Below are 14,998 nucleotides of genomic sequence, written 5' to 3' on the forward strand. Positions count from 1 at the left end.
CGTACGACCGGGCCCGGCCCTTTTGTGTTCGTAGCTGCCTGCGACCCGCGTGCGGAGTGTCGCGTTATGAACACTTAAGCCTGATACATCAAGATATGACCGAAATCATCATTTCGCGTCCGTCTCTGATGTGAGGGGCTACAGAATGAGCAGCGCAAAGGTGTCACCGCTGGGGTTCGTGACCGTTCGCGGGCGCGGCTACCGGCCCAAAGAGGTCGATGCGTACACCGCCGCGCTCTCCGCCGAACGCGACGCCGCCTGGGAGCGGGTCGCCCGGCTCACCACGCTCGCCCAGGAGATGGTGGTGGAAGCCAAGCAGTTGCGTGAGGCAGTGACGGGGCTCGAACCGCAGACGTACGACAGCCTCGGGGAGCGCGCACGGCGCGTTTTCCAGCTCGCGGAGGAAGAGGCGACGGAACTGCGCGAAAGCGCCCGGCGTGAAGCGGACGAGCACGTCGCGCAGGCCAAGGCGCAGGCTGTCGCCATGCGCCAGGCGGCGCAGAAACATGCGGACGAGGTCCGCACGGAGGCCAAGGAACACGCACACCGGCGGATGCTCTCCGCGCGCGCCGAGGCGCACGGCATCCGCGCCGGCGCCCGGCGCAAGGTGAAGGAGTTCCGTACCGAGGCGATCACGGCGCTGCGCGAGGTGCGGCACGGCACCGCCGGCCTGCTCGTGGAACCGAAGAGGGAGTACGCCGAGCGGCTGGCCGCGCTGGAACGTGAGACCGCCGAACGGGCCGCCGCCCTCGACGCGCACCATGCCCGGGCGATGGCCCGTGCCGAGGAGGCCCTGGCCGAGGCGCAGCGGGACCTCGCGGAGGCGGAGGAGGCGTCCCGCCGGCGGGAGGAGGAGGCACGCGCGCGTGCCGACACGCTCCTCGCCGAGGCCCGTCTCCGGGAGGAACGCATCGCCAGGGAGACGGAACGGGTGCTGCGTGAGCACAGTGAGCGGCGCGACGACGTGCAGGCGCACATGGACTCCGTGAGCGAGAGCCTGAGGGCGCTCACGGGGCGTGTGATGGAGTCGTCGGCCCATCCTCTCCTCGACCAGGTCGAGCCGTCGGCCCGTTCGCTCCTCGACCAGGTGGAGTAGCCGGCCCGGCCGGCGTGTCCGGCCCGTCCCTTTCCTCCGCTCACCCGCGTCAAGTCCCCCCTGCGGATCGTCGGCCCGCCGACGGCCGGCGCGGACAGGGGGCCGGCAGCGTCTCGCTGCGCGGGGATGCCGCACGCGTGCGTGTGGCGAAGAGCGTGGCTGCCGGCCCGGGCTGTTGTCCGCGTTGACTCAGTCCTTCAGGACGGGGAAGCGGCGCGGGGCGAGGAGCAGCAGGACCAGGAAGGCGAGCGCTGAGGCGCAGGACGCGCCCAGGTAGACGGCGTGCACGGCGTCCGCGACGGCGCGCCGGGTCGTTTCGTGCGCCGGTCCGGCGTCGAGAGCGCGCGTGACGGAGTCCAGGTCGCCCGCGCCGCCGAGACGGGCGGCCAGGACGCCGTTGGCGACGGCGCCGAAGACGGCGGCGCCGACGGTCTGGCCCGTCTGCCGGCAGAAGAGCACGGAAGCCGTCGTGGTGCCACGCTCCGACCAGCCGACCGTCGACTGCACACCGACGATCAGCGGCAGTTGGAACAGGCCGAGCGCGGCGCCGAGCAGCAGCATCAGCACCGTCGGCTGCCAGGCCTGCCCGGGGTAGGGCAGGAGCGGGAAGGCCAGCAGGATAAGCGTCGCCGTGCCGATGCCGAGCAGGGCGGTGTCGCGGAAGCCGATCCGCCGGTAGACGTGCTGACTGAGGGCGGCCGACAGCGGCCAGCTCAGCGTCCACACGGACAGCACGAATCCGGCGCTCACCGGGTCCAGTTCCAGCACCGACTGGGCGTACGTCGGCAGGAACACCGTAGGGGCCACCATCAGCAGACCCAGCGCGCCCAGGGCGAGGTTGACGGCCGCGATCGTACGGCGGCGCCACACCCAGCCCGGGATGATCGGTTGCGCGGCCCGGCGTTCGATGACGACGACGAGCGCGGCCAGCGCGAGGCCGGCGCCGAACAGGCCGAGCGACGGCGCCGACAGCCACGGCCAGGCCACGCCGCCCTGCACCAGGGCGGTCAGCAGCACCCCGCCGCACGCGAACACCGCCAGCGCGCCCGCCCAGTCGACACGCGCGCGTGCGGGCGACGCCCGACCCGGCTCCTGCTCCGGCGTGCGCCCCGGCGTGCACTCCGGCGCACGCGCCGACTCCCGCGCCGACTCCCGCGCCGACTCCCGCGCCGACTCCCGCGCCGACTCCCGCGCCGGCTCCCGCACCGGATCCCGCGCCGGCTCGTGCAGGTGACGCACGATCAGCCACAACGCCACCGCGCCGATGGGCAGGTTGACCAGGAAGATCCAACGCCAGTCCGCGTACGCGGCCAGCACGCCGCCCACGCCCGGGCCCGCGACCGCGGACACCGCCCACACCGTGGACAGCTTCGACTGGATCTTCGGGCGCTCCTGAAGCGGGTACAGGTCCGCGGCGAGCGTCTGCACCGTGCCCTGCAACGCTCCGCCGCCCAGGCCCTGCACGATGCGGAACGCGATGAGGGCGCCCATGTTCCAGGCGAGGGCGCACAGGAGCGAGCCGAGCAGGAAGAGGGCCGTACCGGCCACCAGCACCGGTTTGCGGCCGAAGGTGTCGGAGAGCTTGCCGTAGACGGGCAGGGTCACTGTCACGGCGAGCAGGTAGCCGGAGAACAGCCAGGAGAAGACGGAGAATCCGCCGAGGTCGCCGACGATCTGCGGGACGGCCGTGGAGACGATGGTGGAGTCGAGGGCGGCCAGCGCCATGGAGAGCATGAGCGCGGCGACGACCGCTCCCCGTTTCCCGGTGGCCGTGTGCTGTGTGGCGTGCCGTGTCGCGGGTCTCGTGTCGCCCACCGGATGCCCCCCGTGTCCCGTGTCCCTTGCAGCTATCTGCCGCCCACAGCTTCCCACTTGACCTTGACGCGACGGGAGGGTTGAGCCTGAGAGGGCCGGAGGGTGGAGCCGGAGGGTGGAGCCGACCCCTAGGAGCACTCCACCCGCCGGTGGACTGCCCCTAGGGGTACCTCCGTACTACGGCTGGGGGAGGGTTCGTACCGCCGGAGGACGAGATGGGCCGGGGACCGTCCTTAACCTGGCTTTACGCCGCTGGGGGCGGGCCACCCCCAGGGACGGAGGGTGGGGTTAACCCCCCGGAAAGACGGGCCTGAGCACCAGCGCGCCGGACCCCTTTCCGCCGACAGACTCTTCGTCGTAGCACTTCGCAGGACCCGGCACGACCTTGCAGGACCCGGCACGACCTTGCAGGACCTGCACGACCCGGCAAGGCCTGCACGACCTGACACGACCTGGCACGACCCGGCAGGGACTGGCAGGACTCGTAGCAGTTCGGAGCAGCTCGCAGGACTGCTCACCACGTACCGACGCGGCACTCGGCGCGTCTCATTCGCTTCCGACATAGGAGACATACCGTGACTTCGGCTGTGACCATTCCCAGGGACGGGGGCACTGGAGGGCGTACGGCCGTTGCCGCGCGGGCGCGGCAGGTCGTCAAGGCGTACGGGTCCGGGGAGACCCGGGTCGTCGCCCTGGACCACGTCGATGTGGACATCGCCAGCGGTCAGTTCACCGCGATCATGGGCCCCTCGGGGTCCGGCAAGTCCACGCTGATGCACTGCCTCGCCGGTCTCGACACCGTGACGAGCGGTCAGATCTATCTGGACGAGACCGAGATCACGGGCCTGAAGGACAAGAAGCTCACGCAGTTGCGCAGGGACCGGATCGGGTTCATCTTCCAGGCGTTCAACCTGCTGCCCACGCTGAACGCGATAGAGAACATCACCCTGCCCATGGACATCGCCGGCCGCAAGCCGGACAAGGCGTGGCTGGACCGGGTCGTGGAGACCGTGGGCCTGGCCGGGCGGCTCAAGCACCGGCCGACCCAGCTCTCGGGCGGCCAGCAGCAGCGCGTGGCCGTGGCGCGCGCCCTCGCCGCGCGCCCCGAGATCATCTTCGGTGACGAGCCGACCGGAAACCTCGACTCGCGCGCGGGCGCCGAGGTGCTGGGCTTCCTGCGCCGTTCCGTGGACGAGTTGGGCCAGACGATCGTGATGGTCACCCACGACCCGGTGGCGGCCTCGTACGCGGACCGGGTGCTGTACCTGGCCGACGGCCGGATCGTCGACGAGATGTACAAGCCGACCGCCGACACCGTTCTGGACCGCATGAAGGACTTCGACGCGCGGGGGCGTACGTCATGACCGTGATGAAGACGTCGATGCGCAACTTCTTCGCGCACAAGGGACGCATGGCCCTGTCGGCCGTGGCGGTCCTGCTGTCGGTGGCCTTCGTGACAGGCACCCTTGTCTTCACCGACACCATGAACACCACCTTCGACAAGCTGTTCGCGGCCACCTCGTCCGATGTGACGGTGAGCGCGAAGGGCGCCTCGGACACCGGTGAGACGACCTCCGGCAACGGCAAGCCGCCGGTCATGCCGGCCGCCGTGCTCGGCAAGGTCCGCGCGGTGGACGGCGTGAAGTCGGCGGAGGGGAGCGTCTTCTCGAGCGCGGTGACCGTCGTGGACGCCGACATGGACAACCTGTCGCCCTCCAGCGGCGCGCCCACCATCGTCGGCAGCTGGAACGCCAACGAAGCCCGCACCATGAAGGTCACCGAAGGTGCCGCGCCCAAGGGCTCCGACCAGGTGATGGTCGACGCGGACACCGCCGACAAGCACCACCTGAAGCTCGGCGACGAGATCGGCGTGATCAGCGCGGTCGGCACGCACACCGCGAAGATCTCCGGCATCGCCGCCTTCCAGGTCACCAACCCCGGCGCGGCGATCTTCTACCTGGACACGAGGACCGCGCAGCAGACCCTCGTCGGCGAGTCGAACGTCTACACGAACGTGAACGTCACGGCCGCGGCCGGGGTGTCCGACGCGCAGCTGAAGAAGAACGTCGCGGCCGCGCTCGGCGGCGCCTACAAGGTGCAGACCGCCAAGGAGACCGCCGACGCCAACCGCAAGGACGTCGGGGAGTTCCTGAACGTCATGAAGTACGCGATGCTCGGCTTCGCCGGGATCGCCTTCCTCGTCGGCATCTTCCTGATCATCAACACGTTCTCGATGCTGGTCGCGCAGCGCACCCGTGAGATCGGCCTGATGCGGGCCATCGGCTCCAGCCGCCGGCAGGTCAACCGTTCCGTGCTGGCCGAGGCGCTGCTGCTCGGCGTCGTCGGTTCGGTCCTCGGTGTCGGCGCGGGCGTCGGCATCGCCGTCGGCCTGATGAAGCTCATGGGCATGACCGGCATGAACCTGTCCACCGACGACCTGACGGTCGCCTGGACGACCCCGGTGATCGGCATGGTCCTCGGTGTGGTCGTCACCGTCCTCGCCGCCTACCTGCCCGCCCGTCGCGCCGGCAAGGTCTCCCCGATGGCCGCCCTGCGCGACGCCGGCGCCCCCGCCGACGCCAAGGCGGGTGTCGTACGGGCCGTGCTCGGCCTGCTCCTGACCGGGGCCGGCGGCTGCGGCCTCTACCTGGCCGCCGCGGCGGACAAGGCGAAGGAGGGCTCGCTCTGGCTCGGCCTGGGTGTGGTGCTCACCCTCATCGGCTTCGTGGTGATCGGCCCGCTGCTGGCGAGCGGCGTGGTCCGCGTCCTGGGCGCGGTCCTGCTGCGGGCCTTCGGCCCGGTCGGCCGGATGGCGGAGCGCAACGCCCTGCGCAACCCGCGCCGCACCGGCGCCACGGGCGCCGCCCTCATGATCGGTCTCGCGCTGGTCGCCTGTCTGTCGGTGGTCGGCTCCTCCATGGTCGCCTCGGCGACCGACCAGCTCGACAAGACCGTCGGCACGGACTTCATCATCCAGAACGACAACGGCCAGCAGATCACCTCGCAGGCCGTGCAGGCGGTGAAGTCGACACCGGGCCTGGAGCGCGTCACGGAGTACAAGGTCCTGGACGCCGACCTGAAGACCCCCGACGGCAAGACGTCGAAGAAGGAGACGATCAACGCGGCCGACCCGACGTACGCGACGGACCTGCGCACCGAGACGGTGGCCGGCAATCTCGCGGACGCCTACCGCCCCGACTCGATGTCCGTGTTCGAGGGCTTCGCCAAGGAGCACGGCATCGAGCTCGGCTCGAAGGTCGACGTCGCCTTCAAGGACGGCACCACCGCCTCGCTCACCGTCCGCGCGATCACCAGCGACGACGTCGTCGTCGACAAGGGCGCCATGTACGCCTCCATCTCGACGGTCGCGAAGTACGTGCCCGCCGACCGGATGCCGCTCGACCAGCTCGTCTTCGCCACGGCGAAGGAAGGTCAGCAGGACGCGGCGTACAAGTCCCTGAAGTCGGCGCTGCACGACTACCCGCAGTACAAGGTGCGCGACCAGACCGACTACAAGCAGGCCCTCAAGGACCAGATCGGCCAGCTGCTGAACCTGATCTACGGCCTTCTGGCGCTCGCGATCGTCGTCGCCGTCCTGGGCGTCGTCAACACCCTCGCCCTGTCGGTGGTGGAGCGCACCAGGGAGATCGGCCTGATGCGGGCGATCGGTCTCTCGCGCCGTCAGCTGCGCCGCATGATCCGTATGGAGTCGGTCGTCATCGCCCTCTTCGGCGCCCTGCTCGGCCTGGGCCTCGGCATGGGCTGGGGTGCGACGGCCCAGCAACTCCTCGCCCTGGAGGGCCTGAACGTCCTCGAGATCCCGTGGCCGACGATCATCGGCGTCTTCATCGCCTCGGCCTTCGTGGGCCTGTTCGCCGCGCTGATCCCGGCGTTCCGGGCGGGCCGTATGAACGTGCTGAACGCGATCGCGACGGACTAGCCACCGCGCACGGGGGAGCCCGGCGCCGAGGAGTCACGGGGGACTCCTCGGCGCCGGGTCTTTTTTACGGGGCTCACCTCATCCGCGTGCGAGGCCGAGGCTCCTGCAGCCCGCCCAGGGTGCTCTGCCGTCTGGACTCCAGGGCCTGTACCCACCCGCTGCCCGACTCGGGCGGATGAAGGGCGGGCCGCACGTTGAACCTGCCTGGCGGTGACCGGCGAGCGCCGGACAGGGTGATCAAGCCCGGCCGAGGCTGCTGACGAGCGTCGGGCAGGGCGATCCAGCCATCCGGCGTGTGAGGACGAGGCCCGTTCGGGACCGGAGCGGGGTGCGGGGCGGCAGCCCCGCAGGGGGTGCGGGGGCGCAGCCCCGCCGGGGCCGGGCCGGTGGGATCCCCCCATTGGGTGCGGGGGCGGCAGCCGCACCGGGGGCCGGGCCGGTGGGAGCCCTACGCCGGGGTGCAGGGGCGCACGCCCCCAAGGGGGCCGAAGGAGCGGAGCCCCTGGGGACAGGCCGGGGAGGAGCGACGGGGCGAGGAAACCCGCCACCGAACCCGCCACCCCCGCCCCCGGCGTTGTCCACAGCCCCGGCACACGAACCCGCCCCCGTCGTACTCTGGACACCCCCGGCCCGTGACACGCGTCGGGCCCTTCGCGTTGCCCACCCAGGACCGCTTGGAACCACCCAGAACACCTAGGACCGCCTGGAACGACCCAGGTCCTAGGACCACCACCTCGGACCCCGGACGGAAAGCCCTCCATGAGCCTGCACGGTCTGCTCGACGCCGTAGTCAAGGACACCGCCCTCGCGGAAGCGATCCCGGCAGCCGCAGACGGCAACCGCATGCACGTCGACCTGGTGGGCCCCCCGGCCGCCCGCCCCTTCGCCATCGCGGCCCTCGCCCGCGAGACGGCCCGCACGGTCCTCGCGGTGACGGCGACGGGCCGCGAGGCGGAGGACCTGGCCGCCGCCCTGCGCTCGCTGCTGCCCCCGGACGGCGTCGTGGAGTACCCCTCCTGGGAGACCCTGCCCCACGAGCGCCTCAGCCCCCGCAGCGACACCGTCGGCCGGCGCCTCGCCGTCCTGCGCCGCCTGGCCCACCCCAGCCTCGACGACCCCGAGACCGGCCCGGTCTCCGTCGTCGTCGCCCCCGTGCGCTCGGTGCTCCAGCCGCAGGTCAAGGGCCTGGGCGACCTGGAGCCGGTGGCGCTGAAGTCGGGCCGGACGGCGGATCTCAACGACGTCGTCGAGGCCCTCGCGGCGGCCGCGTACGCGCGCGTGGAGCTCGTCGAGAAGCGCGGCGAGTTCGCCGTACGCGGCGGCATCCTCGACGTGTTCCCGCCCACCGAGGAACACCCGCTGCGCGTCGAGTTCTGGGGCGACGACGTGGAGGAGATCCGCTACTTCAAGGTCGCCGACCAGCGCTCCCTCGAAGTCGCCGAGCACGGCCTGTGGGCGCCCCCCTGCCGCGAGCTGCTCCTCACGGACGACGTCCGCGCACGCGCGCGTGCCCTCGCCGAACGCCACCCCGAGCTGGGCGAGCTCCTCGGCAAGATCGCCGAGGGGATCGCCGTCGAGGGCATGGAGTCCCTCGCCCCGGTCCTCGTCGACGACATGGAGCTGCTGCTCGACGTGCTGCCGAAGGGCGCCATGGCCGTCGTGTGCGACCCGGAACGGGTACGCACGCGTGCCGCCGATCTCGTGGCGACCTCGCAGGAGTTCCTGCAGGCGTCCTGGGCCGCCACCGCCGGTGGCGGCGACGCGCCGATCGATGTCGGCGCGGCCTCCCTGTGGTCCATCGCGGACGTCCGCGACCGCGCGCGCGCGCGGGACCTGAGGTGGGGGTCGGGGTCGCCGTGCGGCGCCGACCTCGAACGGGAGGCGGACACCCTCCAGCTCGGCATGCACGCTCCGGAGGCCTACCGCGGCGACACCGCGAAGGCGCTCGCCGACACCAAGGGCTGGCTGGCCGACGGCTGGCGGGTCGTCTTCGTCACCGAGGGCCACGGCCCGGCGGCCCGCACCGTCGAGGTGCTGGGCGGCGAGGGCGTGGCGGCCCGTCTGGACGCCGATCTGGACGAGCTGTCGCCGTCCCTCGTCCACGTCGCGTGCGGCTCGATCGACTACGGCTTCGTCGACCCGGCGCTCAGGCTCGCCGTCCTCACGGAGACCGACCTGTCCGGCCAGAAGGCGGCCGGCAAGGACGGCGCGCGCATGCCCGCCCGCCGCAGGAAGACCATCGACCCGCTCACCCTGGAGGCGGGCGACTACATCGTCCACGAGCAGCACGGCGTGGGCCGCTACATCGAGATGGTGCAGCGCACCGTGCAGGGCGCCACCCGCGAGTACCTGGTCGTGGAGTACGCCCCCGCCAAGCGCGGCCAGCCCGGCGACCGCCTCTACATTCCCACCGACCAGCTGGAGCAGATCACCAAGTACGTCGGTGGCGAGGCGCCCACCCTGCACCGGCTGGGCGGCGCCGACTGGACGAAGACCAAGGCGCGCGCGAAGAAGGCCGTCAAGGAGATCGCGGCCGACCTCATCAAGCTGTACAGCGCCCGTATGGCGGCCCCCGGCCACGCCTTCGGCGCGGACAGCCCCTGGCAGCGCGAGCTGGAGGACGCCTTCCCGTACGCGGAGACGCCCGACCAGCTCACCACCATCGCCGAGGTCAAGGACGACATGGAGAAGTCGGTCCCGATGGACCGGCTGATCTGCGGCGACGTCGGCTACGGCAAGACGGAGATCGCGGTCCGCGCCGCGTTCAAGGCCGTCCAGGACGGCAAGCAGGTCGCGGTGCTCGTCCCGACGACGCTGCTGGTGCAGCAGCACTTCGGGACGTTCAGCGAGCGGTATGCGCAGTTCCCGGTGAACGTACGGGCGTTGAGTCGTTTCCAGACCGACACGGAGGCGAAGGCGGTCCTGGAGGGGCTGCGCGAGGGGGGCGTGGACGTCGTCATCGGCACCCACCGCCTGTTCTCGTCCGAGACGAAGTTCAAGGACCTGGGGCTGGTCATCGTCGACGAGGAGCAGCGCTTCGGCGTCGAGCACAAGGAGCAGCTGAAGAAGCTGCGCGCCAACGTGGACGTGCTGACGATGTCCGCGACCCCGATCCCGCGCACCCTGGAGATGGCGGTCACGGGCATCCGTGAGATGTCGACGATCACGACGCCCCCGGAGGAGCGCCACCCGGTGCTCACCTTCGTCGGCCCGTACGAGGAGAAGCAGATCGGCGCCGCCATCCGCCGCGAACTGCTGCGTGAGGGCCAGGTCTTCTACATCCACAACCGGGTCGAGTCGATCGACCGTGCGGCGGCCCGCCTGCGCGAGATCGTCCCCGAGGCGCGGATCGCGACCGCGCACGGCCAGATGTCGGAGGCGGCGCTGGAGCAGGTCGTCGTCGACTTCTGGGAGAAGCGGTTCGACGTGCTCGTCTCGACGACGATCGTCGAGTCCGGCATCGACATCTCCAACGCCAACACCCTCATCGTCGAACGCGGCGACACCTTCGGCCTGTCGCAGCTGCACCAGCTGCGCGGCCGCGTCGGCCGTGGCCGCGAGCGGGGTTACGCGTACTTCCTGTACCCGCCGGAGAAGCCGCTGACGGAGACCGCCCACGAGCGTCTGGCCACCATCGCCCAGCACACGGAGATGGGCGCGGGCATGTACGTGGCGATGAAGGACCTGGAGATCCGCGGCGCGGGCAACCTCCTCGGCGGCGAGCAGTCCGGTCACATCGCGGGCGTCGGCTTCGACCTGTACGTCCGTATGGTCGGCGAGGCCGTCGCCGACTACCGGCGGCAGCTGGAGACCGGCGAGATCGAGGAGCCGCCTCTCGAGGTCAAGATCGAGCTGCCCGTCGACGCGCACGTCCCGCACGACTACGCCCCCGGCGAGCGGCTGCGCCTGCAGGCCTACCGGTCCATCGCCTCCGCCAACACGGAGGAGGACATCAAGGCCGTACGCGAGGAACTCGTCGACCGCTACGGCAAGCTGCCCGAGCCGGTGGAGAACCTGCTGCTCGTGGCCGGTCTGCGCATGCTCGCGCGCGCGTGCGGCGTCGGCGAGATCGTTTTGCAGGGCGCCAACATCCGCTTCGCGCCGGTGGAGTTGCGTGAGTCGCAGGAGCTGCGGCTCAAGCGGCTGTATCCGGGGTCGGTCATCAAGCCGGCGGTCCACCAGGTGCTCATCCCCCGCCCCAAGACCGCGAAGGTGGGCGGCAAGCCGCTGGTCGGGCGGGAACTCCTCGGCTGGGTGGGGGAGTTCCTGGCTTCGGTGCTGGGGTCGTAGCGCAGCCGTCGTTTCGGCGGTGCCGCCGTCTCCGCGGTGTCCTCTTTTCGGCGGTGCCGCCGTCTCCGCTGTGCCGCCATTTCGACGGTGCCGCCGATCCTGGGCCTTCCTGTGCCGTCGACGGCCGGGCGCGGCCGTCAGCGGCGCGCCCGGGCGCCGGGGAGACCTGCTTGCCCGTGGGGGCACGGAACGACCGGGGAGGCGCCGGTCGTCAAGCTCTGGCGGGCGCCCGGCGCCGGAGGCTCAGCCGGACGGAAACAGCCCCATCGGCAGCCTGCGGAACACCTCCTCGGGGTCGTCGTCGCCCAGGAGGCCGTCGAGGTTGTGGCTCAGCAGGAGCGTGGCGAAGCCGTGGGCCAGGGACCAGACGGCGATCCGGGTGGGCCGGGCGTCGGTGTCGCCGCCCCCGGATGCGCCGGCGTCGCCGCCCCCGGATGCGCCGGCGTCGCCCGGGGTCGCGCCGGTGGCGATGGCGTTGGTGAGGGCGGCGGTCGAGAGGCCACGGGCCGTGGTGAGTTCGAGGTCGTCGGCGCGCAGCAGCTCGGGCGAGAACATCACCTGGAAGTGAGCCGGGTGTGCGCGGGCGAAGCGGACGTAGTGCGCGCCGGCGTCCCGCAGATCCGTGGCCTCCGCGAGCGTGGCGGCCAGCAGCCCGTGTCCCTCCGCGGCGATCGCCGTCAGCAGTCCGGTGCGGTCCCGGAAGTGGTGGGCCGGTGCGGCGTGCGAGACACCGGCGCGGCGGGCGAGGTCCCGCAGACTCAGACCGGAGGGGCCGTCGGCGGCGATGACGTCGAGGGCGGCGGCGAGGATGGCGCGGCGCAGGTCGCCGTGGTGGTAGGGGCGGTCGCTCATGGACAGCAGCGTACGCCGGATCTAGCCATTGACAAGTTGGCGGGAGCCGGGCAATCTTGTCAGTGGCAAGTTGTTGGGGTCGCTGTACGGGACGAGGGGGAGCAGTCATGTCCGAGCACGCGAAGAATCCGCATCAGGCAGAGAGCCGAGGCGAGGCCCAGGGTGCGGGTCGAGGCGGGGAGCCGGTGCAGCCGGCCCAGGCGCGCCGCCTCTGGCACCTCCTGGAGCCGCTGCACGCGGTGCTGTACTACGCGCCCGAGGTCTTCGAGGAGGCCGGCGCCCTCGGCTACTCCACCGAGGACCGCTGGCCGAGCTACTTCCCGTTCCGCGCCGCACCCCTGGGCCCGGTCGGCCGTACGGCGGTGACCTCCGCCTTCTACAGCTTCCGGCCCGGCATGGTCGCCCGGTATGTCGACGGCGCCTGGAAGGTGGCCGATCCGGAGGCGGTGCTGGCGGCGAGACTGCGCGGGATCGACCGGACCTACCGCACCCTGTTCGGCGAGCGCGTCGGCAGCCCCGAGCTGACCGAGGCCGCCGCCCTGGCCCGGCGTGCCGCCGAAGCGGCCGACACGGCGGGACGCCCCCTCGCCGCGGCCAACGCCGCGCTGGACTGGCCCACCGAGCCCCACCTCCAGCTGTGGCACGCGGCGACCGTCCTCCGTGAGCACCGCGGCGACGGCCACCTCGCCGCTCTGCTCACCGCGGGCCTCGACCCGACCGAGGCCCTGGTGTCCTTCGCCGCGACAGGCGCCGCGTCGGTCGAGCGCTTCGCGAGCCGTGGCTGGACGCCGCAGGAGTGGACGGCGGCACAGGAGCGCCTCACCGCCCGAGGCCTGGTCGACCCAGACGGTACGGCCACGGAGGCCGGCCGCGACCTGCGCCGCCGTCTCGAACAGGACACCGACCGGCTGGCACTCGGCCCCTGGCAGGCTCTCGGCCCGCAGGACACCGAGCGTCTCGCCACCCTGCTCGGCGACTACTGGGTCGCGGTGATCGGCTCGGGCCTGCTGCCCTCGGAGTCGACGCTGGGTATAGGGAAGGTCTGACCGCCAGGTTCGGGCAGGTCTGACGTCGGGCGCAGAGGGTGGGCGTGCCGTGGACGACGGCGAGTGGACCAACTCCCCTGCTGCGTCTGGGAGCTGCAGAGCTGACTCGCCACCGGCGCCGTGCACCGCTCACCCCTGACGCCCACCTGGGGCCGGGACGGCCCGGACCTCCCCTCCGCCCTCGCGCGCCCCCTCGCCTACGGTGTACCCGAGCCCGGCAGGGGAAGCCGCCCTGTACGGGGTGACAGCGGTCGGGCAAGGGGAGGGGCGCACGTGAGGCGTCTGAGAGGTGGGGCGGCGGTCGCCGTCGTGCTGGTGTGTGCCGTGGCCGGCTGCACGGACCAGACCGTGGGCACCGGATCCGCCGGCACCGGATCCCCCGGACAGGGACCGACCGGGACCGCGGGCGGGGGAGCGGCGCTCGCGGCCGCCGAGTCGCTGCCGGTGAAGGGCCGGGCGCCCAGAACGGGCTACGACCGTGACAGGTTCGGCACCGCCTGGGCGGACACGGACTCCAACGACTGCGACACCCGGGACGACATACTCAAACGCGACCTGGAGGAGGTGAGGTTCACCGGAGGGACCTGCAAGGTGTCCTACGGCGTGCTCGAGTCGGACCCGTACTCCGGCAAGGAGGTCGTCTACCGGCGCGGCGCGAGCAAGGTCGACATCGACCACGTCGTCGCCCTGTCCGACGCCTGGCAGAAGGGCGCGAAGTACTGGGACGCCGGCAAGCGGATAGCCCTCGCCAACGACCCCCTCAACCTCCTGGCCGTCGACGCGAGCACCAACCGTTCCAAGGGGGACGGCGACACGGCGACATGGCTGCCGCCCAACAAGGCGTACCGGTGCCCGTACGTCGCGGCGCAGGTCGCCGTGAAGAAGAAGTACGGGCTGTGGGTCACCGCGGCGGAGAAGACGGCGATGGAGAAGGTCCTCTCGGGCTGCCCCGCCCAGAAACTCCCCACCGGCGGCAACCCCACGGAGGCGCCGAAGCGGTTCCACGCGGACTGAGCGCGTCCGGGGACGCCGGGAAACCCGTTTCCGGCATCTTGGCCCCCGGCCTACGGTTGCCGTATGGAACTGAAGGTCTCCTCCCTCGCCGACCGCCCCGACATGCTGGGGCCGGTCCGTGACATGCCCGACAGCTGGCCGGAGTTCACCACCCAGGACCCGGTGGGCAACGCGCACTACGGGCGGATCCCCGTCGAGTTCCCGCAGTACGCGCTGTTCGCGCAGGACGAGCGGGGCGAGGTGGTGGCGCACGCCTACAGCGTGCCCTTCGTCCTGCACACCGAGGGCCGGGGCGAGCTGCCCGCCCGGGGCTGGGACCAGGTGCTCGTCTGGGCCTTCGCCGACCAGCGGCGCGGGGCGCGGCCCGACACGGTGAGCGCGATCTCGATCGTGATCGCCCCGCACGCCCAGGGCCTGGGCCTGTCCGGGCGGATGCTCGCGGCGATGCGGGACAACGCCCGGGCGCACGGCTTCAGCGAGGTCGTCGCCCCGGTCCGCCCCAACGCCAAGCACCGCGAACCGCACACCCCCATCGAGGAGTACGCGCAGCGGGTGCGGGAGGACGGGCTGCCCTACGACCCGTGGCTGCGGGTGCACGTGCGGGCGGGAGCGACGATCGAGCGGGTGGCGCCGGCGTCGATGACGGTGGCCGCGTCGCTGGAGGAGTGGCGCCGCTGGACGGGGCTGCCCTTCGACACGCGGGGGGACGTCGAGGTGCCCGGCGCGCTGGTGCCGGTGCGCTGCGAGCCGGAGCGGGACCACGCGGTGTACGTCGAGCCGAACGTGTGGATGCGGCACCGCCTCTGAGTGGCGGCCCCTGGAGACGCGCCACGCCTCCAGGGGAACGTCCCGCGCATGAACAGTCGGTGCGGACAGTTCGATGAGCCGGTAAAGGAATGCACAGGCCGCAAACACCCATGGCCTGGCAAAACGGTCGGGTTCAGC

9 protein-coding genes are annotated in these 14,998 nt (G+C 71.8%); 7 read left to right on the forward strand and 2 right to left on the reverse strand.

Annotation, left to right across the window (positions count from 1 at the left end):
* Positions 1-145: 145 nt before the first annotated feature.
* Positions 146-1,096 (forward strand): cellulose-binding protein, encoded by a 951-nt coding sequence (locus ACPT94_RS07800; RefSeq protein WP_425245484.1) that lies wholly within the window; start codon positions 146-148, stop codon positions 1,094-1,096.
* Positions 1,097-1,285: 189 nt separating this feature from the next.
* Here the strand turns inward: ACPT94_RS07800 and ACPT94_RS07805 are convergent, their stop codons facing one another.
* On the reverse strand, positions 1,286-2,911 hold the full coding sequence (locus ACPT94_RS07805) for an MFS transporter (protein ID WP_425245485.1): 1,626 nt from the start codon (positions 2,909-2,911) through the stop codon (positions 1,286-1,288).
* Positions 2,912-3,486: 575 nt separating this feature from the next.
* Between ACPT94_RS07805 and ACPT94_RS07810 the strand changes: the two genes are divergently transcribed.
* From ACPT94_RS07810 to mfd, 3 genes are all read left to right on the forward strand, one after another.
* Entirely contained in the window at positions 3,487-4,275 is a 789-nt protein-coding gene (locus tag ACPT94_RS07810) for an ABC transporter ATP-binding protein (protein ID WP_360344716.1), read from the forward strand.
* A complete protein-coding gene (locus ACPT94_RS07815; protein ID WP_425245486.1) occupies positions 4,272-6,851 on the forward strand; it encodes an ABC transporter permease in 2,580 nt (859 codons plus the stop codon). Before ACPT94_RS07810 ends, ACPT94_RS07815 begins: the two co-directional genes overlap by 4 nt.
* Before the next feature lie 759 nt (positions 6,852-7,610).
* Positions 7,611-11,141 carry a transcription-repair coupling factor gene (gene mfd, locus ACPT94_RS07820; protein ID WP_425245487.1) on the forward strand — a complete coding sequence of 1,177 codons (3,531 nt, stop codon included), beginning with the start codon at positions 7,611-7,613 and terminating at the stop codon, positions 11,139-11,141.
* A 243-nt stretch (positions 11,142-11,384) separates the two neighbouring features.
* Here the strand turns inward: mfd and ACPT94_RS07825 are convergent, their stop codons facing one another.
* Positions 11,385-11,993, reverse strand: a complete 609-nt coding sequence (locus ACPT94_RS07825; RefSeq protein ID WP_360344722.1) for a TetR/AcrR family transcriptional regulator — start codon at positions 11,991-11,993, stop codon at positions 11,385-11,387.
* A 107-nt stretch (positions 11,994-12,100) separates the two neighbouring features.
* Between ACPT94_RS07825 and ACPT94_RS07830 the strand changes: the two genes are divergently transcribed.
* The 3 genes from ACPT94_RS07830 (at position 12,101) to ACPT94_RS07840 (ending at position 14,860) form a co-directional block, all read left to right on the forward strand.
* A complete protein-coding gene (locus tag ACPT94_RS07830) occupies positions 12,101-13,039 on the forward strand; it encodes an SCO6745 family protein (protein ID WP_360344724.1) in 939 nt (312 codons plus the stop codon).
* 273 nt (positions 13,040-13,312) lie between these two features.
* Positions 13,313-14,053 (forward strand): HNH endonuclease family protein, encoded by a 741-nt coding sequence (locus ACPT94_RS07835; RefSeq protein ID WP_360344726.1) that lies wholly within the window; start codon positions 13,313-13,315, stop codon positions 14,051-14,053.
* A gap of 63 nt (positions 14,054-14,116) precedes the next feature.
* Positions 14,117-14,860 carry a GNAT family N-acetyltransferase gene (locus ACPT94_RS07840; protein WP_360344728.1) on the forward strand — a complete coding sequence of 248 codons (744 nt, stop codon included), beginning with the start codon at positions 14,117-14,119 and terminating at the stop codon, positions 14,858-14,860.
* The last annotated feature ends 138 nt before the right edge of the window (positions 14,861-14,998 follow it).

This window comes from Streptomyces aurantiaciflavus (assembly GCF_049808595.1).
Lineage (GTDB): Bacteria > Actinomycetota > Actinomycetes > Streptomycetales > Streptomycetaceae > Streptomyces.

Bases quoted from the DNA above. Each gene is read 5' to 3' on its own strand.
- ACPT94_RS07800 (WP_425245484.1), top strand. From the start codon at position 146: ATGAGCAGCGCAAAGGTGTCACCGCTGGGGTTCGTGACCGTTCGCGGG.
- ACPT94_RS07815 (WP_425245486.1), top strand. From the start codon at position 4,272: ATGACCGTGATGAAGACGTCGATGCGCAACTTCTTCGCGCACAAGGGA.
- mfd (WP_425245487.1), top strand. From the start codon at position 7,611: ATGAGCCTGCACGGTCTGCTCGACGCCGTAGTCAAGGACACCGCCCTC.
- ACPT94_RS07825 (WP_360344722.1), bottom strand. From the start codon at position 11,993: ATGAGCGACCGCCCCTACCACCACGGCGACCTGCGCCGCGCCATCCTC.
- ACPT94_RS07830 (WP_360344724.1), top strand. From the start codon at position 12,101: ATGTCCGAGCACGCGAAGAATCCGCATCAGGCAGAGAGCCGAGGCGAG.
- ACPT94_RS07840 (WP_360344728.1), top strand. From the start codon at position 14,117: ATGGAACTGAAGGTCTCCTCCCTCGCCGACCGCCCCGACATGCTGGGG.